This is a genomic window from Pseudomonas sp. RW409, assembly GCF_003184125.1.
GTDB lineage: Bacteria > Pseudomonadota > Gammaproteobacteria > Pseudomonadales > Pseudomonadaceae > Aquipseudomonas > Aquipseudomonas chlororaphis_I.
On record NZ_QHHP01000004.1, the window covers coordinates 469,667 to 492,725 of the forward strand.

The window sequence follows — 23,059 nt, forward strand, 5'->3', positions numbered from 1 at the left end:
GCGCAGTGAGGCTGCGCCGATTCGATTGCTATCAGGCGTACAGGCGTGCGGCGGGCAGCCAGCGCTCGAACGCGGCAAATTCCACCCAGGCCCTGGCGGTGGCGATATCGGGGGCGAAGTAACGGTCTTCGTCGTAATGCGCGACCTCGCTGCGAATCATTGCCAGGACCTCGCCGAGCTTTTTCGAGGTCTTGAGCGGGGCATGCAGGTCCACGCCCTGAGCCGCTCCGAGCAGTTCGATGGCCACCACGGCGCTGCTGTTACTGGCCATGTCCAGTAGGCGGCGGGCCGCAAAGGTTGCCATCGATACGTGGTCTTCCTGGTTGGCCGAGGTCGGCAAGCTGTCCACCGATGCCGGGTGGGCCAGGGTTTTGTTTTCCGACGCGAGCGCGGCGGCGCTCACCTGAGCAATCATGAAGCCCGAGTTCAGGCCGCCTTCGCGCACCAGAAAGGCCGGTAGGCCGGAGAGCGCCGGGTCAACCAATTGGGCGATCCGCCGTTCGGACAATGCGCCAATTTCGGATATCGCCAGGGCCAGAACGTCCGCGGCCATCGCCACGGGTTCGGCGTGAAAGTTGCCGCCCGACAGCACATCACCGTCAGCACTGAACACCAGTGGGTTATCCGAAACCGCGTTGGATTCACGCAAGAACACCCCGGCGGCAAAGCGCAAATGGTCAAGGCAAGCCCCCATGACTTGAGGCTGGCAGCGCAGCGAGTAGGGGTCTTGAACCCGAGTGCAATCGATATGGGATTGACGTATCTCGCTGTTAGCCAGCAGTTCACGGTAGTACTGGGCCACATCGATTTGTCCCGGTTGACCGCGCACGGCCTGGATGCGCGGATCGAAGGGAACATCGGAGCCTTTCAAGGCTTCCACGCACAGGCTGCCGGCAATCACGGCGGCGGTGAACAGTTTCTCGGCGGCAAACAGCCCGCGCAGTGCCAGTGCAGTGGATACCTGGGTGCCATTGATCAGCGCCAGGCCTTCCTTCGGTCCCAACACCATCGGTTCCAGACCGGCAATCGCCAGGCCTTCGACGGCGTCCATCTCACGCCCGTTATGACGGACACGACCCACACCAATGAGCACCGCTGACATATGCGCCAACGGGGCCAAGTCACCCGAGGCGCCAACCGAGCCTTGGGAAGGAATGCACGGATAGACCTTGGCCTCATACAGCTGAACCAATGCTTGAATCACTTCCCAGCGAATGCCGGAAAAACCCCGGGCCAGGGACCCGACCTTCAACGCCATGATCAGGCCAACACTAGCGTCATCGAGCAATGGACCGGTGCCGGTGCAGTGCGAAAGCAACAGGTTGCACTGCAACTTGGTCAGGGACTCGGTCGGGATCGACGTTCTGGCTAACAGGCCGAAACCGGTATTGATGCCATACACCGTACGTTCGTTGGCAATGATCTGGTTCACGGTTCGGGCGCTGGCATCCACGGTTTCGCGAGCAGCCGGGTCCAGTTCAATCGCCCGTTGCTTCTGATAGATGACGCGCAATTGATCGAGAGTGAGTTGGCCGGGTTTGAGCAGCAGAGGTGTGTGCATTGCAATGTCCTGGGGCAGTGGTGGATGGAATAGGTAGCCATATCATCCTGTATATACAGGGATAGCAATACACGGGCCAAAATTACCGTTTCCGTCAGAGATGCGCATTTCAGGCGCAAGCTGCGCAGGTTTTAAAGAGACCTTTGGTCCGGTGATCTTTGGCGTGTAACCGAAAGCCGCACCAAATACGCGCTCGGCGCACACTGTTGGGGCGCAGGGAAACCAATCAATGCCGGGCATTAAGCCAGGTCAGGGTTGTTGAACAACGAGCAGACGCGTTGGTGTACGGCGATTAGTGGTGCGGGAGAGGGGAGCGGCACAGTAAATGCTTTAAGCTGTATATACAGGATGTTCGCTATGGCGTCATGTCCCTGAACGACCACCCCGTATCACGACCCCAGGAGTGAGCATGTCTTCTACTATTCGTCTGCCTCTGATCGATATGTCCGGTGTCCGCGAAGGTAACAAGGCGAGTATTCGTCGAGCCTCCGACGCCATTCGCACTGCCTGCTGCGACATCGGCTTCTTCTACATCATCAATCACGGGGTGCCGCAGCCGGTGATCGATAAAGCGATGGCCGCCGCCAGGGAGTTCTTCGCTTACCCGGCCGAGGTCAAGCGCCAGGTGGCCGTCAACAAGCGGCATCGTGGTTGGCACGCGTTGGGCGGGGCGACCATGTATGAGGCCACCAAACCCGATCACAAAGAATTTTTCAGCATCGGGCTCGAACTGGCCGAAGCTGATCCCTGCGTGATTGCCGGTGAAGCGTTGCGCGGGCCGAACCAGTGGCCAGAATTCATGCCGTCGTTGCGTGAAGCATTGGCTGACTATTATCAGGAGGTTGCCAAGGCCGGGGCCGACCTGCTGCGGGTGGTGGCGATAGGGCTGGGCATTGACGAAGATTTTTTCACCGACAAATACACCAAGCCGTTGCAGCGCACCCAGATGGTGTATTACCCACCGCAGCCGCCCCAGGCCGAAGCCGACCAATTCGGGGTGGCGCCGCACACTGATTACGGCTGCATCACATTGCTGTATCAGGACAACAGCGGCGGCTTGCAGGTCCGCGAACTGGGCTCCAATCGCTGGATCGACGCCACGCCGATTCTCGGCAGCCTAGTGGTGAACGTCGGTGACCTGTTGGCGCACTGGTCCAACGATCGTTTTCGTTCAACGCTACATCGGGTGATCAACACCTCGGGCCATGAGCGTTACTCCATAGCAACGTTCTATGACCCGACCTATGGCGCGACGGTCGATCCTTGTGATCTGGGGGTCGCCCCGGCGCTGAGCCTGTATCCGCCGGTGGCAGCGGGAGACTACATCCTCAAGCGGATCGACGACTCGATGGCGTATCGTAAGAAGGCTTAATGACGCTCGGGCTGTCAAACAGAACCTGGCCTTAGGCGGCACGCTGGCACGCTGGCACGCTACTGGCTCGACTATGTCGGCATTGGCCGCTTCGCTGGCGAGTTGGCAACCCCCTTTCCTACGGTGATCAGCGTCGACTGGAGATAGTCCAGAACCGTAACGGGATCGCGTAAGCCCATGACCAACTTCACGTCATGCTCAATCAGCAGGACCGTCTTGCCATCGCCCTTCATCTTGCACATCAACTGACGCAAGCCTTCAGTTTCCGAGGCATTCATACCGGCCGCAGGCTCATCCAGGGCGACCAGCAGTGGTTCGGTTGCAAGCGCCCGAGCTATGGCAAAAAAATCGCTGATGGCCTGCCTGCGCAGGTACAAAAAGACCCTTGGGTGATCGAGGCCTATTGGGGCACTGAGACGGTGGCTTAAGCATGAAAAATATCCTTCAGGTAAACGATCTCAAGGTTTCCTATGGCGCCATTCAGGCCATCAAGGGGCTGGACGTTCATGTCGGCGAGGGTGAGGTGGTCCCTTGATCGGGGTGAGTAATTGCACAGACTTGCCCACCCATTTGCATTCGACCTGACCAGTCATTTACATCGGATTTGACCATCACGCTTCGTGGCCATGAGCGGCAGAGAACAACCCAAACCGGCCGATCATTTTTGGACAGATAGCCTCTCCCCGAACCGTTTCACGCCATCAACTACATCTACCATCCGGGTCAAGACGGCAGGTGTATGTTTTCTTTAGTTTGCGGTGCGCCTCGCTCAACCATCGCGCGCCATTCCCGCAGGCTGGGTCTTTCCTGCATTCTTGCATGCCATGCCTGCAACGCAGTGCATTCATCAGGCACTGGAAGTTTGACCAGCGCCGCGAAGATCATGCCGCCCAGCACCGCGATATCACCCATTGAAAATGCGTCCCCAGCAACGAACGGTCGGTGTTCCAGAAGACTGTCGAAATAGCGCATGCCTCGCACCGCCTTGTCGCGCATACGGAAGCCCCATTCGGGATTTTGATAAAGCTCGACCTGCGGCCCAAGGCCTGCAGTGGCGTGATGAAAATACACGCTGACCGCATCCAGGAACTCGATTTCAGCACGCTTAGTCATCATGTGGATGAGGCCTTTCTCCAGAGGCGTCTGGCCCGTCAGGGTGGGGTTGCCGTCCAATGCGTCCAGGTACTGGGTAATGGCTGTGCATTCAGCGATGAGGGTGCCGTCATGCAACTCCAGTACCGGAAGCGTCCCGGAATAATTGATCGCCAGGAAATCTGGCGTCTTGTGCTGGCCTGTCCAGAGATTGACCGATATGAATTCAACTCGTGAAAGCAGGCCTTTTTCTGCCAGCGCGATACGGACGCGAGCAGGGTAGGGGCCATCGAACCAATCGTGAATTTTCATTACGGGAAGAGTGGATATGTCGAATTGCGGCATTGAAATCGTCATGATATTTCTCCCTGCCTGTCAGTTGGTAGGTAAAGGTTGTGCCTATTCCATTGGCACGTCAATCCCTACCTTCCAGTTGGCAGGTACATTAGGTAGGAGTTAGTATTCACGGCATAGGCTTGACCAGTGAAGGAATCCAATGTGAGTGCAAACGCCCGAGAAGCCATCATGGCTGCTGCGAAAACGGCAGCGCAGCGGCACGGATACAACGGCATAAACTTTCGCAGCATCGGTGAAGCGGTGGGGATCAAGAACGCCAGTATTTATTACCACTTCGCCAGCAAGGCCGAGCTTGGCGCCGCTGTTGCACAGCGCTACTGGCGGGACACAGCCAGCGTTCTGAAGGGGATACGCGAGTCCAACCCCGACCCGGTTCGGTGCCTGGAAATCTATCCATCGATTTTTCGCGCGTCGCTCGAAGACGGTAACAGGCTGTGTCTATCGAGTTTCATGGCGGCGGAATATGAAGACTTGCCCGAAGAAGTCATGCATGAGGTCAAAGCGTTTGCGGATATCAATGTCACATGGCTGACGCAGATGCTGGTGGACGCCGGACAAGGTAGCACAGAGAGCTGTGAACGCCGTGCCCGCGCGATTTACACCGCTGTTGCGGGCGCTCAATTGATCGCCCGTACCCGGGTCGATATCGGGCTGTTTGACGAGCTAATTCGTAGCTACCGGGAAGTGTCGCTTATACCTACATCTCGGGCTTGACCGCTATGGCCGCTTTTGACCGATTTCCATCGGCACCCACCGGTTGAGGCCACAGTCGGAAGCAGACAGTCGTGGCATGCGTGGCTGCTCACGGAGTAGGAATGAAATAGTGCTCCAGGATTGTGTGCCCGCTTCCGAACTAGCCGATGCGCTTAAGCAGATCCGTGAGCTACAGCGCATGCTCGGCAAGAAAATCATGCAGGTCGAGATTCTTCAGGAGACCGTGGAGATTTCTCGGTCGCGAAAATGGATTGCGCACTCAACCTTGTCGCCGGGGGCGACCAGTGAAGCTGATCAGTGAAAGTCTCGGTGTAGTGTGCTCGCAATTGACGGTTCGACTTAGCCCTGCTGCTCAGATCGAGCGGCGTCGTCGAGTGCTGGACGATACCGCGTTGGTCAATGAGATTCGCACTGAGGTCAGCGAGTTACCCAGCTATGGCTACCGCCGTGTTTGGGACTTACTGCGACACCGGCGTGAAGCGCAGAGCCAAGCGCCGGTCAACGTGAAGCGGGACTACTTGAACACGGTGGCTCAGATGGGAGGGCTTTCACAGCTTGATGTTGCTAAGTGGAGCGGTCGGGCGAAGATTACACATAACAGATGCTACGATCATCAATCTGATCGAGACATTCTCGCTCTGGCCAGGGAGGCGTTAGGCAACCCGGAGAAATCAGCAGGTCACGTTGCAAGTCTTCCCCCAAGTAGTTTGATTACGCGTGATCAATTTGCTGAATTGAAGATTTTGACTGCCCACACTACTGATCTAGGGTATTGCGCGCATGATTTTTCAATGCTGCCTTGCCAGCTACATCGAGACTGTTCGAATTGTGATGAGCATTTTTGTATAAAAGGGGATCATGTTCGAGAATGCGCCATACGGCAACACCATTAAGAAACGGAATCACTTTTGCAACAGGCATTGACAGCGCTCGGTGAAGAGCAGTTTGGCGCTAATCGTTGGGTGGAGCATCAGACGCTGACGTTGAAGCGGCTGAACGATTTGTGCGCGATCTTGGACGACCCGTCCGTTCCGATTGGCGCAGTGATCAGACCTAGTGGCGTCTTACCTGCATCGAAGCTGTAGCAGTTTGTGGGCGCTATCCAGGTTCTGCAGAGCTCCAGTGAGGTAGAGCTAAACCTTGAAAGACCAAATGTGCGCCAGGTCCTGGCTTCCGACGGGGATACAGCATGAGCCGCTCAAGAAATCTCACCCCATCAGCAATTGAACAGGTCGTATCAATCCTGGACGGATGCTCCGGGAGATTGACCTGGGACTTGTTAATCGTAGCAGTCTCTCGGCATTTGAGGAGTACCTATACGCGACAAGCTTTGCATAAGCATGAGCGTATCCGGCACGCATTCGCCCTGCGCAAGCAAGTGCTCACGGCTTCACCTGCATTGAAGAAAGCTTCTAGCCCTGAACTGCAAGTGGCTGCCGATCGTATCGCGCTTGGAGGGGGAAAATCAGCGCCTTCGAATGGAAAATGACCAGTTACTCGAACAGTTCGTGCGGTGAGCCTACAACGCTTACAGCCGGGGATTGGATGAGCAATTTCTATCCCGCCCGCTACCCATCATCAATCGACAGCAGACTCCCTAGCTATAATGGCTTGCAATCGAAAACGCCCGTGTTCGCAATCAGCGCGATTTTCAGCTCAGATTAACTGCGACTGACTGAGTCCTACGGCTCACTCTTTGGCTTAGGAGCAGCGGGAGGAGCTAGCTTGGCCTGGGGGGACGAGCCTGCGTCGCTAGTATTTTGGATTGGGCAGGTGGATGTAGGATAAATCTGATGAAGGGGTTCGTTTTGTCTGGATGGGCATTTGGAAACGTGTACTTTTTGCCAGGTGGCTATTTGGGTAAGCTTTTCCAGCTCTCCAGAAATCAAGTGCAGAAGTTAATCTGCCGTCCAATTAAACTTGGCGACTTTACGTACTCAGCTTATTTTTCTGAGCGACGATTCGTCGGGCCCTAGTCTTGTGTGGCCGCGGGAGTGAAGGGCAGAACTCTCTGCGCTTGAAGTACCGGAGTTTCGGACTGCGCCTTCGGCATTTGCAGACAACAGGCATCGATTTTTTAGGGAAAGCTGCACATGGGTAGCATCGTTATCGTTGATGATCATCCCCTGATCCGTTTGGCGGTCAGGATGATGCTGGAGAAAGAAGGCCATACGATCATGGCCGAAGTGGATAATGGCTCGGATGCGTTGGAGACCGTGCGCAAGCTTCTGCCCGACCTGATCATCCTTGATCTCAGCATTCCCAACATGGATGGCTTCGCGGTGATTTCCTGCCTCAAATCCATCGGTCTGGCGGTGAAAGTCCTGATCCTGACTTCGGGTGACTCGCGTAATTTCGCCATGCGCTGCCTGCAGGCAGGAGCGGCTGGATTCATCTGCAAGGACGATAACCTGGATGAGCTGGTGGGGGCGGTCAAGGCCGTGCTGTCGGGGTACTCCTATTTCCCTGCGGACACCCTTTTCATGCTGCGGGAAAATGTCCAGGCGGCCAACCAGGAAAGCACCCTCATTGCGCAGCTTTCCGACCGTGAAATAACCGTGTTGAAGCTGCTTGCCCAAGGGCTTGGCAACCAGGAAATTGCAGAGACCCTGATCATCAGCCACAAGACCGTGAGCACTTATAAAGTTCGCTTGCAGAGAAAACTCAACGCACCGAACCTCGTGGCCCTGGTTGAGTTGGCCAAGCGCAACGACGTTGCGTGATCGTAGCCAGGTTCGACTCCACTTTCCCGATCGGCAGCTGGTCAGATAATTCTGAGTTAGTTTTCGATAAATCCTTAGGGATACGAATAATCTGCTGACATTCGGTCTGGCAGCATTTGGATAGCATCAGGTCTCTCCTTATCCCTGGCTCGGCCTGATGTCGATAAACGAAACTACCCATCCAAAATTCATCTTGTATAGCCAATCCCCGGGATTGTTGTTGCAGTACTGGGCATTCGCTGAATGCCCTTGGGATTTACAACGTAATGCCGTGCTCTACCTGGGCAACCCTTATGCAACGTCCCCCATCAGATGATCGCTATGATCTGCTGCTGTACGATCATTTTGGCGTCGAGAAGTGTCTGAGCGATGTGTTACCACGCCTGGCTGAACGAAGGTTGGCCCGGCAGATCATTGTGCTGACTCATACCCAGCCCGCGTCCCGTCATCGATTGTTGGCCTGGGGTATAGACGAGGGAATTGCGCTGCTCGATGTCGTCAATCCACCGGTGGACAGCAGGACCTTGCTCGGTCTGCTGGAAAAATGGGGCGCCGGTCATCAGCAATCCCTCTGTCCATCAGGCTGAGTCCGCGCTCCAGTTCGAGCATGGCCTGTTCTACCAGGGCAGCTTTATCCCCAAGCACCGATAGGTCGCTGGAGCAGGCCTCTTCTATTTCCCGGCAATAGTCGATCAAATGTTTGGTCTTTACGACGCTAGCGGCCCCCCTTATCCGATGCGACAACTCGCAAAATGCCCGGATGTCTCGCTTTTGCAAAAGCAGACGGAGCGTCCCCAGATCCTGTCGGTTGCTCCTCAGTAATTCGCGCACCAGATCCTGCACCAGTGAAGCATTACCTCCGGCCATTCGACTTAAGGTGTCGATACCGATGCGATACTGATCGTCTTCGGTTTTTGCTGGCCGTTGAGGTTCGGCAACGTCGTGTTCTTGCGTTGGCCCGCGGCCGAGCGTGAGCGAGGACAGGCGCGTCTCCAGTTCATCCAGGCTGGTCGGTTTGATCAGGCAGTCATCCATGCCGACCGAGAGGTAGCGCTCGATGTCCACTTGCCGGGCATCGGCAGTCAAACCCAGGATCACTGCCGGAGTGAGGCCCAACAGCGGTTCTTCCTTGCGCACCGCCATGGTCAGTTCGGCCCCTGTCATGACCGGCATATGGCAGTCGGTGATGAACAGATCGCAGTGAAGATTGCGCCATGAGGGCCACCTCGCCGTTCTCGGCACCAGTAGCCTCATAGCCAAGGAACTGGAGTTGTTGAAGGAGCAACTGGCGGTTCATGACATGGTCATCGACGACCAGTATTTGCATCCGGCCATGACGCGGTGGCACATTTATCGACCGGGGTGGGGGCTCAAGTGGTGGTAGCGCGTCGAGTCGTGTCAGCATGAGGCTCACCTTGATCCGGGTGCCGTTGCCTGGCGCACTGATCATGTGCAGTGTGCCGCCCATCATTTCGCACAGCGAACGGCTGATGACCAGTCCCAGCCCGGTGCCGCCTCGTGCGTTCGCCGGGTCCTGATTCACCTGTACAAATGGACGGAACAGGCGACGCTGGTCTTCCGGCGAGATTCCGATTCCGCTGTCCTCAACCAGCAGCGTAAGCGCAAGGCTGAACGGTTCAACCAGCTCGCCGCCCACGGTGATTTTTACGAAACCTTCGTGGGTGAACTTGATGGCGTTGCTGACCAGATTGGACAGCACTTGCTTGAATCGCAGCGGATCGATGAGCACATCGCCATTGATGTTAGGGTCCATGTCCAGAATCAGCTCCAGGTCTTTGTGCCGAGCCAGTCCATCGAAAATCCGGAATACCGACTCCACCAGTTCCCGCGGATAGCTGCGCTTGGGCGCAAGGCTAAGGCGGCCGGACTCGATACGCACGATATCGAGTATGTCCCCAATCAGCTCCAGCAGGCTATTCGCAGCCTTATGGGCAATTTCGATACCTGCACGATCGAGTACGCCTTGGTCCGCGCGCTTCAACGCTAACTCGAGGGTTCCTATGACGGCACTTATCGGGGTACGGATCTCATGACTCATCGTGGCCAGGAAGTTGGTTTTGGCGCGAGAGGCATCATCGGCCTGAGCTTTTGCGGCTTGCAGTTCTTCAATCAACGAGTGCTGTTCTGTCGTGTCAAGCCAGCCACAGATAACGCCCTTGATTGTGCCGCCAGACTCGCGGAATGGCTGGATCCAGTGGTCGATCCAGAGGGTTCTGTCACCCAGAATAATCTCGCGGCGTTGCTGGATCGGATCTCCGCTTTCGATGGCGAGCAGGTAGTTGCGATGGAAGTCCGAGACAGTTCCGAAGCAGTCGAAGGGCATTTCCAGGGCGGTTTTTCCTAGTATGTCGTTCAAGGAAAGGCCCAGGGCTTGCTCATAGCTGCGCGTGCAGGAAAGCATACGTCCCTCCCGATCACGCACGTAAATCGGTTGCGGCATGGCGTCGCTGAGTGTTTGCAGAAACTGCAATTGATCATTCAGTGCCTGTTCGGTCTCTATACGTTTTTTGATCTCCCGACGCAGGAGCAAAACCTTGAACAGAATGATCGCTACCACCGTCATCGCCACTGCGATGATTTCAATCACCTGACGGTAGTCTCGCCAGGTCTGGCCACTCATTGCGGTATTGGCGCGCCAGCGGTTGGTGATCGAGTTCATGTCATCGGGCGAGATACTCAGAATTGCCTTGTTCAGGATCGACTGCAATTCAGTATCGCTACGGCGCATGGCAAAGTTGTGGGTGGCCTCGTTACCGCTCGTGATCCCTGCGATCTGCAGGGTATTGTCGTAGAGTCGACTGGTGTAATAGCGCGCGGAGGAGAGGGGCATCATGACCGCATCTGCCTTGCCTTCGGCCACCATACCGAATGAGTCCAGTATGGTTGCCGGCGTGACAAGGTGGATGCCGGGATGCTCGCTGCGGATCTGTGCTATGACGGACTGCCCTTGGCGATGGCCAGGCGCTTGCCTTGCAGGCTCTGAAGTCCGTTGAATGTTTTGTTCGCCCTGGCGTTGACCACGGCAAATGAACTGGTCGCAAAGGAGGGGGTGAAGCGCAGAAAGGTTTCCCTTTCCGGCGTGGGAATCAACATCGCCAGGCCGGCCTCTCCAGCGTTCAGGGCCTGTTGAAGATTGTTGAGACTGCCCGTGCGCTGAACCTCGAACTGCAATCCGGTACGTAACGAAATGATGTCGAACAAATCAGCGACAATGCCGTTGAAGTTGCCGTTGGCGTCAAAAAAGGCGGCGGGTGCCAGGTCATCGTTGACGATCATGCGGACCACCGGATGCTGCGCTATCCATTGCTGTTCCTGGGCGCTCAAGGTCACTTTGTCCCCGGACAAGACAAAGCCACTGCCTGCCCAGCGTTTGATGATATAGGAGCGTTTTACCTGGCCCAGCGCATCGATGCCGTTATTCAGGATCTCTGCAGCAGACGTGTACTGTCCTGCTTCACGGCGAAGCTGAAACCATTGGAGTTCATTTCCACTGGTCGATCGAACTTCACATAATTGAAAAAACTCTGGTTGATCATGTAAAAGGCCGAAATCGAATCTCCCAGATAAACATCGACCTGCTAAAAGGCCAGCGCAGCCATGACCTCGGTCTGTGACTTGAATTGCACAAGCTGTGCTTGCGGAAACAGGTTCTGCACGTCCTTGGGTGACCGATAATCTTCGGCCATGGCGATCGTCGCTCCGCTCAGGTTTTTGGGAAGCGAGCGAATGTCCCCCTGGCGACGGAAAATAGCCGGAGAGTCTTCCGCGTACGGGCGACTCAACCTTACGGGGTGGGTGTCAAGTTCAAAGTTGTTGGCGCCACTGAGCAGGTCGATTTTTCCGGATTGGAGCGCCTCGAGCGCCTCGGCCCGATCCGTCAGATTGAGAACACTGATTTCGATGCCCAATTGCTGGCTGAGCAAGGCAACCATGTTGGCGCTGATGCCTTCATAATTACCGTCGCCATATACGATATCCAGCGGCGGGAAACTTGGCAGAGAGACGCCAAGCGTTAGCTTGCGCTTGTGCCTCAGCCAGGCCCAGTCCTGCTCGGAAAGTTGTATGTCCCGATGTTCTGATGAGAGCTGGCTCAACAATTGGAGGTGCTCAGATGTCTTGGTCGCGCCCCAGGCAGAAATGATTGGCAGCATCAGGAACAGGGCGCCCAGCATTGCGCAAGGGCGGATCAATGAGCGGGGTTTGAACATGGAAGTTACCAGATAAGGTCAAGAGCTCGTCACCATCCTTGAGGGCTTGCTGTCATGAGGATCTTCACAGCGTGTTGGCACGACGCTGTCCATGGATAAAAAACGTGGTCTCAAGGTAACGAGCACACCGTTGCAAATGGCTGATTAAAGGCCGAGTGAGCCTGGCCTGATGGGTTTCAGGTGAGATACGCGGCGGGCGATTTCAGGGAGAGGTGTTCAGGCCCTAAACTGCTAATCGCGCTTGCTGCGTTTAGCGTCCAGGCAATACTGGAAAAAATGCGTCCCTGACATCGGTCGTGCCAAGCCATAACCTTGACCAATGGAACAGCCCATCCTGCGCAATTGCTCTTGTTGTTCCGACGTCTCCACGCCTTCCACCACAAGTGAAAGACCCAGGGAGTCGGCCAGCCTGACCGCGCTTTCGATGACGGCGCGGTGATCAGGGCGTGACTCAAGTTCGCGCACAAAGGAACCGTCCAATTTGAGTTGACTGAAAGGAAGGTCACATAGTCGTTGCAATGATGAATAACCACTGCCGAAGTCGTCCATCGCCAGGCCACATCCCATCAATCGCAGACGTATCAGGTTTTCCAGACTATTGGCCGTAGAATTGACCAAACCTGTTTCGGTGATCTCGAAGAGTAATCCGTGGGCAGGTAGCCTGAGTTCACTCAAGGCTTTTTCAACCTGATCGACAAAGGTTGTAGAGCCCAGTTGCGTGGCGTGCACATTGAACGCTAACTCAACGGGCGGGAGGAATAGCGACATGGTTTTCTGTAGCATCAGCCCCTTTTCCAGCAGCCGAACGAGCAGCTTGTCAATGAGGTGATGGGCTTCGAGGGTCGGCAGAAAGTAGCCGGGTGACAGGATCCCCAACCTCGGATGGTTCCAGCGCGCCAGGACTTCCGCGCCTTTAAGCTCGCCGCCATTGAGCATGATTTTGGGTTGATAGTAGGGCTCGAATTCATCGTCATCGAATGCCCGCTGAATATCCGCAATGGAAGGCGGAGCATTCAACTCAGGTGTCACGGGCTTGTCGCTGCCAGCACGAAAAGCATCGAGAGCAATCTTTATCTGCTCGACATCGCTGGTTTGCCCCAGGTCCCCGAGCACTTGCATGTCAAGGCAAGTGATCATGGCTTGGGCCGCGCTGCACAATGAGGCGTCCATTTGACCAGTGGTCAAAATGGCTCGGGCCAGGTGGGTTTTGCTGACCTCGCGCAGGAAGGTCAAGCCATCCCTGCCGGCCGCGCGTAGATTACAGATCGCGATATCGACCCCGCCACAGCGATGAAGTCCTTCGAGTGCTTCTTGGCCTGTCGAGGCTTGATGTACTGGCCCCGGTTCGAGCGGTTGTAGAAGCGCGACGATACGCTGCCTTTCGCAGTGCTGTGCGTCGAGTATAAGAAAGCTGATGGGCTGCATGACGGGTCAACCGGAAGTAAGCGATGGACCTACCTTGAAGGAAACGCGCCTTAGTGACGATCAGCGCTTTCTATGAAGGTACTAGGATTTATCCTACTGGGCACTTAGGATTTATTGCAGAATCCGTTAATCTTCTTACACAGCACGCGGCTTGGCGGCAGGCAGCCGCGCGGCGCGGGCCCGGTTACTCAGTCGTCGACAGGGTGTAGCTGATAATTTGAATTAGGCTGTCCATGAAATCCATTCGTTCCAATCTGCGCAAACTGTCCAGGTCTTCGCTGCGCTTTAACTTTATTTTGCTGTCTTCATTTCTTCTGACGATTTTCTTTTTTGGTGCCAGTTATTGGGCCATCTACAAGGTGCTGTCAACGCAACGAATCAAGGCTAACTACAGTTATTTCAGATTGATCGGCGCGATCCACGAGCACGAGCTTTTTCTGCTGCAAGTCATCCGATCGACCCCCGCGCCTTACCAGTCGGATGTCGAGACGATGACGTCAACTATCACTAAAGAAGAGTCCAGTCATCTGACGCTTTATGACGTGGCCGGGGGAGCGCGCGCGTCAGCGTTTTCTTTGGTGCTGCCCGATGCCGTGCCTGAAAATGCCGATCACCTGGCCACGTCTCGGAAGTTGGCATTGGGCATGATGTTGTCGAACTTTCACCATGGGTTCTGGAGCGACTCAATTTATCCCGCGCCACAGATGTTCTTGCTGGACCTTGACAGTAAGCTTGGAATGGCTATCCCTGCCATCGAGCGCCGGGCCGGACGCGGCGAAACGGCCCGTAACAGCCTGCTAAGTGTTATTGAAAGGGTCAGTCATGCCGTGCATGAAAATCCACCGGATCCCAACGCCCATCGAGTGTATTGGCGTCCGGGTGAAGCGTTTCTGGGAAGTCATAGTCAGGAAGTGCTCGCTTACGTTTCGGATAAGGAGCCCGATCAATCCTGGGGTATGAACCGCGGGTCTCCCCGAATTGTTGCCGCCACGCTTTTTGAATTGAACAACATCTATGATCACACCCCATCGCGGCAGGCACCGGTTTTCGATTCGCTGGATCTGATCTCTCCAAATGGAGTGGTCTTGCTGGGTTCTGGCAGCTCGAACTCTGACTATGAAGACGGTATCTATCTAACTTGGAAGGGGGTGTTGATCAAGCGCAGTTCCGGAACCGAGAACAGCTGGCATGTCATTTATCACATTGGCTATCAGCGACTTTTCCAGGATGCCAAATGGCAGCTATTCAATGTGGCGCTATTGCTCATCATCTGTCTGGGATTAGGCTGGTTGTTGTTGTGGTGGCAACGGAGAAACATCTCCAGCCCTACCGATCAATATTACGGTTCTCTGCTCAGTCGTGATGAGTTCAGTCAGGGCATCATCCAGGCAACACCTGTAGCACTGTGCGTGATCAAGGAAAGTGGTCGGCAGCTGGTCATGCAAAACTCTTTAGCTTTGCAATGGCTCGGCGAGCAGGACGATCTGGTGCAGCTGACGCACGACTGGCACATGTTCGAGGAGGGTAATCCGGTTAATGGCGAAGCCTGCGCCGTTATCGGTTCGCTCTGTTTACATGCGCGGTTTGCACCAACGACCTATCAAGGAGAACCCGCATCGCTGTGTGCGTTCATTGATATAACAGCCCATAAAGAGGCTGAATCCGAGCTGCTGGTTTCCCGAAGCAGAGCGAATGCTGAAAATGAAAAAAAAAGCCGCTTTCTGGCCATCATGAGCCATGAAATCAGAACGCCTTTGTACGGTGTCGTCGGGACCCTGGAGTTGCTGGGGCTGACGCACCTTAGTCAGCAACAGCATGGCTACCTACGAACGATCAAGGGGGCCTCCAACATTCTGCTGCAACTGACCAGCGACATCCTTGATATCTCGAAGATCGAAGCCGGAGAAATGTCGCTGGATACTGGGCACTTTGCTCCGCTGGATGTGGTGGAGGAAGCGGTGCGCAACTATTCGGCTATCGCCGATGGCAAGGGACTGCTCTTGTACAGCTGCGTCGATACGGACCTGCCAGGGGGGGTTCTGGGCGACGGCATACGGGTTCGCCAGATCATCAACAACCTACTGAGCAACGCCATCAAGTTCACCAAGGCTGGCAGGGTAACGCTTTACTTGAACGTGCTTGGGCGCGAAGAAGGGCGCGTACGGCTGCAGTGGCAGATCGTCGATACGGGCGTGGGTATTTCGAGCGAGCAGCAAGTCAATCTGTTCGAACCGTTCTATCAGGCCAATAACCAACAGCATACCTCGAGCGGTGCCGGATTGGGCTTGTCCATTTGTTCCCAACTCAGCCAGATGATGCACGGGACCCTGGAAGTGGTCAGTGCGCCGGGTTTGGGTAGCAGTTTCAGTTTTGAAGTGGAACTGCAGGAATTGGAAAGCAGTGTTCGGCTTCCAGAGATCATCCAGGTCGGGAGCGCAAAAATCCATGTCCGTTCTCCGGCAGCCGAACTCACCAACGATATTTGCCAGTGGCTTGAGATGTCGATGGGCAACGTCGTCCCGTGGGACAAACAGACACAAGAGCCGCCAGACCGGACAGCGTTGCTGCTGGAGTTATTGCCAGAGTCATTGCCTGAGGTGGATTGGCAGGGCCCCCGGATCGTGGCCGGGCATGATGCCAGTGTTCAACCACTGCTGAGCGAGCACCGATGGCGGGTCAATGTGCATAGCCGCCTGGGTGTGATCTATGCCGTGATGCTGGCGCTGGGTTGGCCGGTGGCATTGACCACCGCCTCGGATTCGGAGCGCCCCGAGGGGGCTCTCGGTTTGAGGGTATTGCTGGCGGAAGATCATCCGGTCAATCAGGCACTGCTCACCGAACAGCTGGAACAGCTTGGCTGTTCGGTTACGCTGGTCGGTAACGGGCTGGAGGCTCTGGAATGCCTGGAACATGCCGAGTTCGATGTGGTGTTGACGGATGTGAACATGCCGGTAATGGACGGCTACGAATTCGCTGAGCGATTAAGGCTGAACAATGGTGCGCTGCCGATTGTCGCTGTGTCCGCAAATGCGTTACGGGAAGAGGGTGATCGCTGCATCGCGGCGGGAATGAACGCTTGGCTGACGAAGCCCATCACTCTGCATGCTCTTTATACCTGCCTGAGGAAAGTGACAGACGAAAAAACTGTCAGGATGATCAGGGTAGAGTCTCGGAACAAACCCTGTCCACAAGGCGATGGGGAAGACCTTCTGGCGTTACCGGAGCGGATCCGTACACTGTTTGTCAGTTCCATGGCAGAAGATCTCGATGCCATTCACGCGGCCATGGAGCGTAAAGATATCGGCGAAATCATACGTCTGCTGCATCGCATTCGCGGAGTTCTGTCTGTTGCCAGAATACCCAGCCTGATAGCAGCCAGTCGTGAGGTAGAGATTGCTTTGGCGCAAGGGGGGGGCGTTTCATCGGTGTCTGGTTTGAAGCCTTTACTTGGGCGCTTCCAAATACTGCTGAACCAGCTTGTGGATACCCATTGACCTTGACGCACAGGTCTGGTGATCGAAGTAGAACGCTCTGATACGTGATTTGAGCAGGCCACCACATAAATGGCAACCGGTCTAACCGAGCAAGACGGGATGCCCGGGCGTATACCCACCGATTACGTTTCGTCACAAAGACGGATAACTATTTTCGGTTGAAATATAAGCGCATGAGATCATTTTGCGATGCTAGGGAGATTTAAACGCTAGAAATTCTTAACATGGATAATGTAAAGAATGATGCTGAAGCCTGTAAGAGAACAGATTTTCAGATGTGTATTAGCCGCCACATTCCTGTGGAATTTCTTGCCGATGGCCCATGTAAGCCGGTCGATACTGGCTCTGATTGAATGGTAGTGGCTAGCCCCTTTGTCTGGGCTCCGTCAATGAAAGGCCAGGCCTCGCTAGCGGGAGTGGATACAAAAGTCGATGTGCCGTTCTCAGAGGTTTTTAATAACCTGAACTCTGTCTTCATGGGCAATCTGGAAGCCACCAATCGCACCCTCGGCTTCTATATCGATGGCGTCTATCTAAATACGAGCTAGTCTGAGAGAGTACTTGGTCAGAGAGTAGGACTGTCTATCACCCAGAGCACCATTGCCGCTGGCATGTATTACTGTGTTTATGAGCAGGCGCTGGGAGGTACTACGATTTTCGGTGAGCCTTGTAGCTAGCGCGTCAAACCCACGGTTGGTGCGCGCTGGACAAAGCTTTCGGCAAAGCTGGATGTCAACTCCGTTGGCTTCAGTACCAAGAAAGAAACAAACTGGACTGATCCATTCATTGGCTTACGGATGCAATCCGACCTGACGGGCCGTTGGACTCTCTCCGGCGAAGCGGACGTCGGTGGATTTGATACGGCCTCTAAGGAAACGTTCAATGCTCAAGGTTGTCTGGGCTATCGGATATACCTCTTTGAACACCCGACTATTTTACGTGCCGGTTACCGGGTGTTGTCCCAAAACTATCGCATCACCGATTTCACTGGTAATAAGTTTAAATACGACGTTACCCAACGAGGCTCAGTACTGGGGCTGTCCATGCGTTTCTAATAATCATTCGAAGGATCACAGGAATGAAGGTGCGTAAACCAAAGCAGAGAGCCATCACGAAAATCCTCGCGTTGATGCTGACTGGATTCATGTTGTCTCTCCCTGTCGTGCACGCCTGCACTCGGTTAGTCTACCTGGGTGACAATCAAGATGTTATTACTGCTCGATCAATGGATTGGAAGACCGATGTGGCGACAAACTTGTGGGTTTTCCCTAATGGTATGCGGCGCAGCGGAGAAGTAGGGCAAAATTCGATCAAGTGGGTATCGAAGTATGGCAGTGTCGTAGCCTCGGGCTATGACATTGCAACGACTGACGGTGTCAATGAAGCAGGGTTGGCTGCCAACCTGCTGTGGTTGGCTGAATCAGAATATCTAAGCCTGGCTTGACTATTGCCGCGTGGGCTCAATACGTTCTGGATAATTACGGTACCGTGGCTGAAGCTGTTGATGCTCTGAAGAATGAGCCGTTTACCCTGGTCACTTCTATGGTGCCTGGGGACAGTCGTTTGGCGACCCTCCACCTGTCTATATCCGATGCATCAGGGGACAGCGCCATTATCGAATACATTAAAGGCAAACAAGTCATTCACCATGATAGAACTTTCCAGGTGATGACCAACTCTCCGACATTCAACGAACAACTGGCGCTAAACTCATACTGGAAAGCTATTGGTGGGACGGTCATGTTACCTGGGTCTAATCGCGCGGCTGACCGCTTTGCAAGAGCATCGTTTTACGTCAATGCAATTCCCAAGTCCGAAAACCCACAAGTGGCGCTGGCCAGCGTATTCAGCGTTATCAGAAATGTTTCCGTACCTTATGGCATCTCGACGCCAGGCGAGCCCAATACCTCATCCACCCATTGGCGTTCAGTCGTTGACCACAAGCGGAAACTGTACTTTTTTGAGTCTGCGCTAACACCTAATACGTTCTGGGTTGATTTGAAGAAAATAGATTTTTCCAGTAGTACCGGTAGCACAAAAAAGTTAGACCTGGGAGTGGATCAATCCAATACGTTTTCTGGAGAGGTATCGAGTGAATTCAAGGTGATGCCCGCCTTCAAGTTCGAAGGACTCCATTAAGCCGTCTTCCGTATCCTGCCTGAGCTCCCATGCTCTGGATCGCACCGACGAAGGCTTCAGAGTCGTAACCTTTGTCGGTCAGGAGGGCCTTGGATGTGAAGCCCTCAAACGGTGCTGTGGCTTGTTCATATTCCGAAGCCTGCCCCGCGTTAACAGCGCAGCGGGTTATCCAGGGCATCCACTGTTGCGTGAATCCTGATGCAAAAACCGCCTCGGGACTTGTCTGTGGCCTCGAAAGCCTGTGCTGTTTTTTTGCAGCGCCATGCTGGTGAATGCGGACAATGCTGCCATTCACCATCAGATGCTCTAAGTCAGCATCCCTGGCAAGTGAGGTCATCAGTTTCAACCAGTCCTCCCCCCTTGCGCGACCATCGGTCATAGTGGACGTAGACGCGATGTCAGTGGCCATGGATACCCAGGCTTTCCAGGCCCTCTGAACTTTTGGTTACGTGGTAGTAGGCATCCGAGCTGGCGACTCCGACTTGGGGGCAGAGTGCCCTTGGCCTGGACGCCTGGAATATCACTGGGCAACTGAAGGCTGCGTTCCAGTTCCTGTCCCTGAGCGGCTGCTCCGCTTTTAAGATCCTCCAGAGGCTGGCGAAGCTCGTGGTCTCGAGTACACGACTGGTTCCGTAGCTCGATCTGCTCGTAACGGCCTTCGACCACTAAAATTGTTCTTTTGCAGCACACTGCACGCTCACGTTTTTTGGGTGCTGCCGAGAATTGCTCTCGGTTTTAATTCATGGGAGTTGGCCACGCTGGCCTGTAGGAAGTATGTCTATGGGTTGTAGGATTTATCTGATGCATTGATGGGAAAGTCCTGATTTTTCGAGCTGGTGATGTAGGGTTTAATCTCTTCCGTGGAATGCAAGGGTTCACGCTAAAATATTCTGCTTCTTTATTGAAGGTAGCAATGCACGGATATATAGAGATAAATAAATGAAAACCAGCCAGCTGATTGAAATGGGCTTTATGTTTACCGTGGCAGCTCTGGCGAGCGGTTCCGCGGTAGCAAGGCTTGATAGTCTTCTATCGACTGCGCATGTGGTAACCGCTCAAGTACGTGGCGTAACTACGTATACACTGCGTGACAACAAAGTTGTTCTTGCTACTCGCAGCGTTTAATACGACTCGGGATGGCGTCTGGCACAGAAAATGCGGATTTCCGTATCTACCCATCAGTGTTCCGCTTTATGTTTTAACCTCAAGCGGGGACGCTTTTGTCGTGCGTATGCCGGCTTGCAATAGATACGGCTTTTTGATTGTTGACTCTGTCACCCGGCACGCTGCCAGCACAATCAATCCTTGGCTGCGAACGCGCGTAAGTCCGAGCAAAATTTAACTGATATAGCCTTCGATTAACTTCCGTATGGGAGGGGAGGCTCTGTGAGCGCTAATATGATTCCAAGCAAGAGAACAACGCAAACACCCTGCGATCCCTCCGCTTCTGATACCTCCAACTTCTTTCAGCACGGCGAGTCTTCCTTTCGGCGTACGGCGTTACTTTGCCTCAGCTTGCAGTTGTTTGGTGTGGGCAGCGCGGTAGCGGCGCCGCTGTTGAATTCGGAGGGTGCAAGCGTTGGGGCTTTTTCCGGGACGCAGCTCTACACCTTAAAAGCGGGCGAGTCGGTGTCGTCGATTGCCAAAAAATACGGCTTGACGCTGACTGAGCTGAAAAAGCTCAACGCACTCCCTACCTTTAATAAGCCGTTCTCTGAGTTAACGGTTGGCGATGAGCTAGTGGTGCCAGCGGGTCCAGCGCAGGTCGCGGTTAAATCAATGCCCGACCCTGAAAAGGCTGAGGGAGCCTATGTCGGCGTCGTCAAGCAGTTGGGCGGGATTGTCGCCTCGGACAACGCGGGCCGTGACGCAGCATCGATGGCCAAAGGGGCCGCGGTGGGCGCGATGAATCAGGAGGCGCAGGCCTGGTTAAACCAGTTTGGTACCGCTCGTGCGCAAATCAATGTGGATGACAAGGGCAATCTGTACGGCAGTGCCGTGGATATCCTGGTGCCCCTTGCGGATACCAAGCAGACGCTGTTGTTCTCCCAAGTGGGCGGGCGCAACCAGGACAGCCGCAATACGCTGAACTTTGGCGCGGGTGTGCGTCATCACATGACGGAGAAGTGGCTGCTGGGCCTGAACGCTTTTTACGATGTGGATGTGACGAACCATAATCGTCGATTGGGCGTCGGTGCAGAAGCCTTTCATGACAACCTGAAACTGGCCGCCAACTCTTACATGCGCCTGTCCAATTGGCGTCAATCGCGAGACTTTGCCGATTACGATGAGCGTCCGGCCAATGGCTTTGATATTCGCGCCCAGGCTTATCTGCCGTCTTACCCTCAGTTGGGGGGCAAGTTGATGTACGAGAAGTACTACGGTAAAGACGTGGGGCTATTTGGCAAAAATAATCGCCAGAGCGACCCTCAGGCAGTGACTGTCGGTTTAGAACATACGCCGTTCCCTCTGATGACCTGGGGTATTGATCATAAGTCTGGGTCCGGCGGGCAGAGTGATACCCAGGTTAAACTGGGATTTACTTATCGTTTCGGCGAGCCACTGTCCAAACAGGTTGACCCATCAGCCGTGGCGGCAATGCGCTCGGTGGCGGGCAGTCGCCTGGATTTGGTGGAACGTAATAACAACATCGTTCTGGATTACAAAAAACAAGTGCTGTTGAACATGAGCTTGCCGACCAAAACCGGTGTCGGGAGCAGTGCCGATACGTTGGTCGCCAGTTTGACCAGTAAGTACCCATTGGCCGCCATCGAGTGGGATACCTCGGCCCTGGTAGCCGCTGGCGGTTCGGCGACGCCTGATCCGACCAACAAGCTGGCCCTGAATTTTACTTACCCACCTGCGGTCAACTCCTATCTGGTCAGCGCGATCGCCAGGGATGTGAATGGCAATAGCACGGCCCGTATCAGCACCTCGATCGTCACCAGCGTCAGTGGTGTGAGCGTGTCGCACGTGGTGGACAATAATGGTGCTGCGGCCAATGGCACTGAGACCAATCAAGTCACCATCACGATGCAGGATGGTAGCGGTGCGCCGCTGCAAGGCGAGGCCGTAACCTTCAGTGCATCGGCAGGAGCGATGCTGACCTCCGTCAGTTCGCGAGCCAATGCGCGTAAAAACGCGCCCGCACGCAGTGCGGGCGACGTCACACTCAACGAAACAACCAACGCGCAGGGCAAAGTCTCGGTCCAGGTGACGAATGTCCAGGCGGGGGACATGGCCCTGCACGTCAGCTACGGCAGTGGCGCGGCGGCGAGTAGCTTTGATGTACCTATGAGCTTTTCGGCGTACCAGTTCATTGCCGCACTGAGCGTAGCAAACAATAATGCACCGGCAGATGGCACCACACCGATTACGGTGCAAGCCACTGTGACTGACGCCCTCAACAATCCGGTGTCCGGTCAGGAAGTGACATTTACAGTTGAGGCGGGCAGCGCGACGGTAGGCAGCAAATCAGTGCTCACTGATGCCTTGGGTGTGGCCAGTACAACGCTGAGCAGTACCGTGCCGGGTAGTAATACAGTGAAAGCCAGCATCAACGGCAGCGAGCGCACTGTGGACACCACGTTTGTGGCGGATGCCGGTACGGCTGAAATCGCCGCGGGCAGCCTGATTGTTCTGGCTGACGGTGCCAATGCCAACAACACTGACACCAACAGCGTGCAAGTGACGGTGACCGATGCCAATGGCAACCCGGTGCCTAATGCCGAGGTGAAATTCACCGCGACCAATGGTGCGACGATCCCAGGTACTGCCACGACAAGTGCAGACGGCAAAGTGTCGATGACGTTGACCAGCACCACCGCCGGCACCAGCGTGGTCACCGCCACCGTGGGTAGCAGCACTCAAAGCGTCAACAGCACCTTTATCGCCCATGCCGGCTCAGCCGAAATTGGCAGCGGTGCGTTGGTCATGACCACCGATAACCAGCT

Annotated in this window: 15 protein-coding genes and 3 pseudogenes; 10 read left to right on the top strand and 8 right to left on the bottom strand. The window is 55.0% G+C overall.

What is annotated here, in order from left to right; all coding sequences use genetic code 11:
* Positions 1–31: 31 nt before the first annotated feature.
* Positions 32–1,561 (bottom strand): histidine ammonia-lyase, encoded by a 1,530-nt coding sequence (gene hutH, locus DK261_RS04745; RefSeq protein ID WP_041988092.1) that lies wholly within the window; start codon positions 1,559–1,561, stop codon positions 32–34.
* Positions 1,562–1,970: 409 nt separating this feature from the next.
* On the opposite strand from hutH, the gene DK261_RS04750 reads away from it, so the two are divergent.
* Positions 1,971–2,933 (top strand): isopenicillin N synthase family oxygenase, encoded by a 963-nt coding sequence (locus tag DK261_RS04750; RefSeq protein ID WP_041988089.1) that lies wholly within the window; start codon positions 1,971–1,973, stop codon positions 2,931–2,933.
* A gap of 194 nt (positions 2,934–3,127) precedes the next feature.
* Entirely contained in the window at positions 3,128–3,361 is a 234-nt protein-coding gene (locus DK261_RS04755) for a hypothetical protein (protein ID WP_080768791.1), read from the top strand.
* A gap of 295 nt (positions 3,362–3,656) precedes the next feature.
* On the opposite strand, the gene DK261_RS04765 is transcribed toward DK261_RS04755, so the two are convergent.
* Positions 3,657–4,337: a glutathione S-transferase gene (locus DK261_RS04765; RefSeq protein ID WP_110175483.1), complete on the bottom strand. Its 681-nt coding sequence runs from the start codon at positions 4,335–4,337 to the stop codon at positions 3,657–3,659.
* Between the two features lie 186 nt (positions 4,338–4,523).
* On the opposite strand from DK261_RS04765, the gene DK261_RS04770 reads away from it, so the two are divergent.
* The 3 genes and pseudogenes from DK261_RS04770 to DK261_RS04785 all read left to right on the top strand — a co-directional run bounded on the left by DK261_RS04770 (position 4,524) and on the right by DK261_RS04785 (position 7,819).
* The gene (locus DK261_RS04770; RefSeq protein WP_041988080.1) at positions 4,524–5,096 is read left to right on the top strand and encodes a TetR/AcrR family transcriptional regulator; all 573 of its coding nucleotides are present in this window, start codon (positions 4,524–4,526) and stop codon (positions 5,094–5,096) included.
* A 124-nt stretch (positions 5,097–5,220) separates the two neighbouring features.
* A pseudogene (locus DK261_RS33815) lies at positions 5,221–5,614 on the top strand (IS3 family transposase); the annotation flags it as partial.
* A gap of 1,575 nt (positions 5,615–7,189) precedes the next feature.
* Positions 7,190–7,819, top strand: a complete 630-nt coding sequence (locus DK261_RS04785; RefSeq protein ID WP_041988073.1) for a response regulator transcription factor — start codon at positions 7,190–7,192, stop codon at positions 7,817–7,819.
* A gap of 498 nt (positions 7,820–8,317) precedes the next feature.
* Here DK261_RS04785 and DK261_RS04790 read toward each other — a convergent pair whose 3' ends face one another.
* From DK261_RS04790 to DK261_RS04810, 5 genes and pseudogenes are all read right to left on the bottom strand, one after another.
* A complete protein-coding gene (locus DK261_RS04790; RefSeq protein ID WP_124344735.1) occupies positions 8,318–9,073 on the bottom strand; it encodes a response regulator in 756 nt (251 codons plus the stop codon).
* A gap of 157 nt (positions 9,074–9,230) precedes the next feature.
* A pseudogene (locus DK261_RS33465) lies at positions 9,231–10,703 on the bottom strand (ATP-binding protein); the annotation flags it as partial.
* Positions 10,704–10,771: 68 nt separating this feature from the next.
* Complete coding sequence (locus DK261_RS04800; protein WP_124344734.1) at positions 10,772–11,164, bottom strand: transporter substrate-binding domain-containing protein; 393 nt, start codon at positions 11,162–11,164, stop codon at positions 10,772–10,774.
* Between the two features lie 254 nt (positions 11,165–11,418).
* Positions 11,419–12,048: a transporter substrate-binding domain-containing protein gene (locus DK261_RS04805; RefSeq protein WP_080768789.1), complete on the bottom strand. Its 630-nt coding sequence runs from the start codon at positions 12,046–12,048 to the stop codon at positions 11,419–11,421.
* Between the two features lie 231 nt (positions 12,049–12,279).
* A complete protein-coding gene (locus DK261_RS04810; protein ID WP_041988070.1) occupies positions 12,280–13,473 on the bottom strand; it encodes an EAL domain-containing protein in 1,194 nt (397 codons plus the stop codon).
* 233 nt (positions 13,474–13,706) lie between these two features.
* On the opposite strand from DK261_RS04810, the gene DK261_RS04815 reads away from it, so the two are divergent.
* From DK261_RS04815 to DK261_RS04825, 3 genes and pseudogenes are all read left to right on the top strand, one after another.
* Positions 13,707–16,967 carry a hybrid sensor histidine kinase/response regulator gene (locus DK261_RS04815; RefSeq protein ID WP_041988068.1) on the top strand — a complete coding sequence of 1,087 codons (3,261 nt, stop codon included), beginning with the start codon at positions 13,707–13,709 and terminating at the stop codon, positions 16,965–16,967.
* 797 nt (positions 16,968–17,764) lie between these two features.
* On the top strand, positions 17,765–18,022 hold the full coding sequence (locus tag DK261_RS33470) for a hypothetical protein (RefSeq protein WP_231999310.1): 258 nt from the start codon (positions 17,765–17,767) through the stop codon (positions 18,020–18,022).
* Positions 18,023–18,096: 74 nt separating this feature from the next.
* Positions 18,097–19,106, top strand: a pseudogene (locus tag DK261_RS04825) (linear amide C-N hydrolase).
* On the opposite strand, the gene DK261_RS04830 reads toward DK261_RS04825, so the two are convergent.
* Entirely contained in the window at positions 19,084–19,452 is a 369-nt protein-coding gene (locus DK261_RS04830; RefSeq protein ID WP_124315285.1) for a hypothetical protein, read from the bottom strand. The pseudogene DK261_RS04825 and the gene DK261_RS04830 overlap by 23 nt on opposite strands.
* A 593-nt stretch (positions 19,453–20,045) precedes the next feature.
* Between DK261_RS04830 and DK261_RS33820 the strand changes: the two genes are divergently transcribed.
* Together DK261_RS33820 and DK261_RS33315 are read left to right on the top strand one after the other, a co-directional pair.
* Positions 20,046–20,231: a hypothetical protein gene (locus tag DK261_RS33820; protein WP_371923056.1), complete on the top strand. Its 186-nt coding sequence runs from the start codon at positions 20,046–20,048 to the stop codon at positions 20,229–20,231.
* Positions 20,232–20,504: 273 nt separating this feature from the next.
* Positions 20,505–23,059 (top strand): inverse autotransporter beta domain-containing protein (locus tag DK261_RS33315; protein ID WP_218278170.1); only part of this gene is annotated, 2,555 nt, incomplete at its 3' end.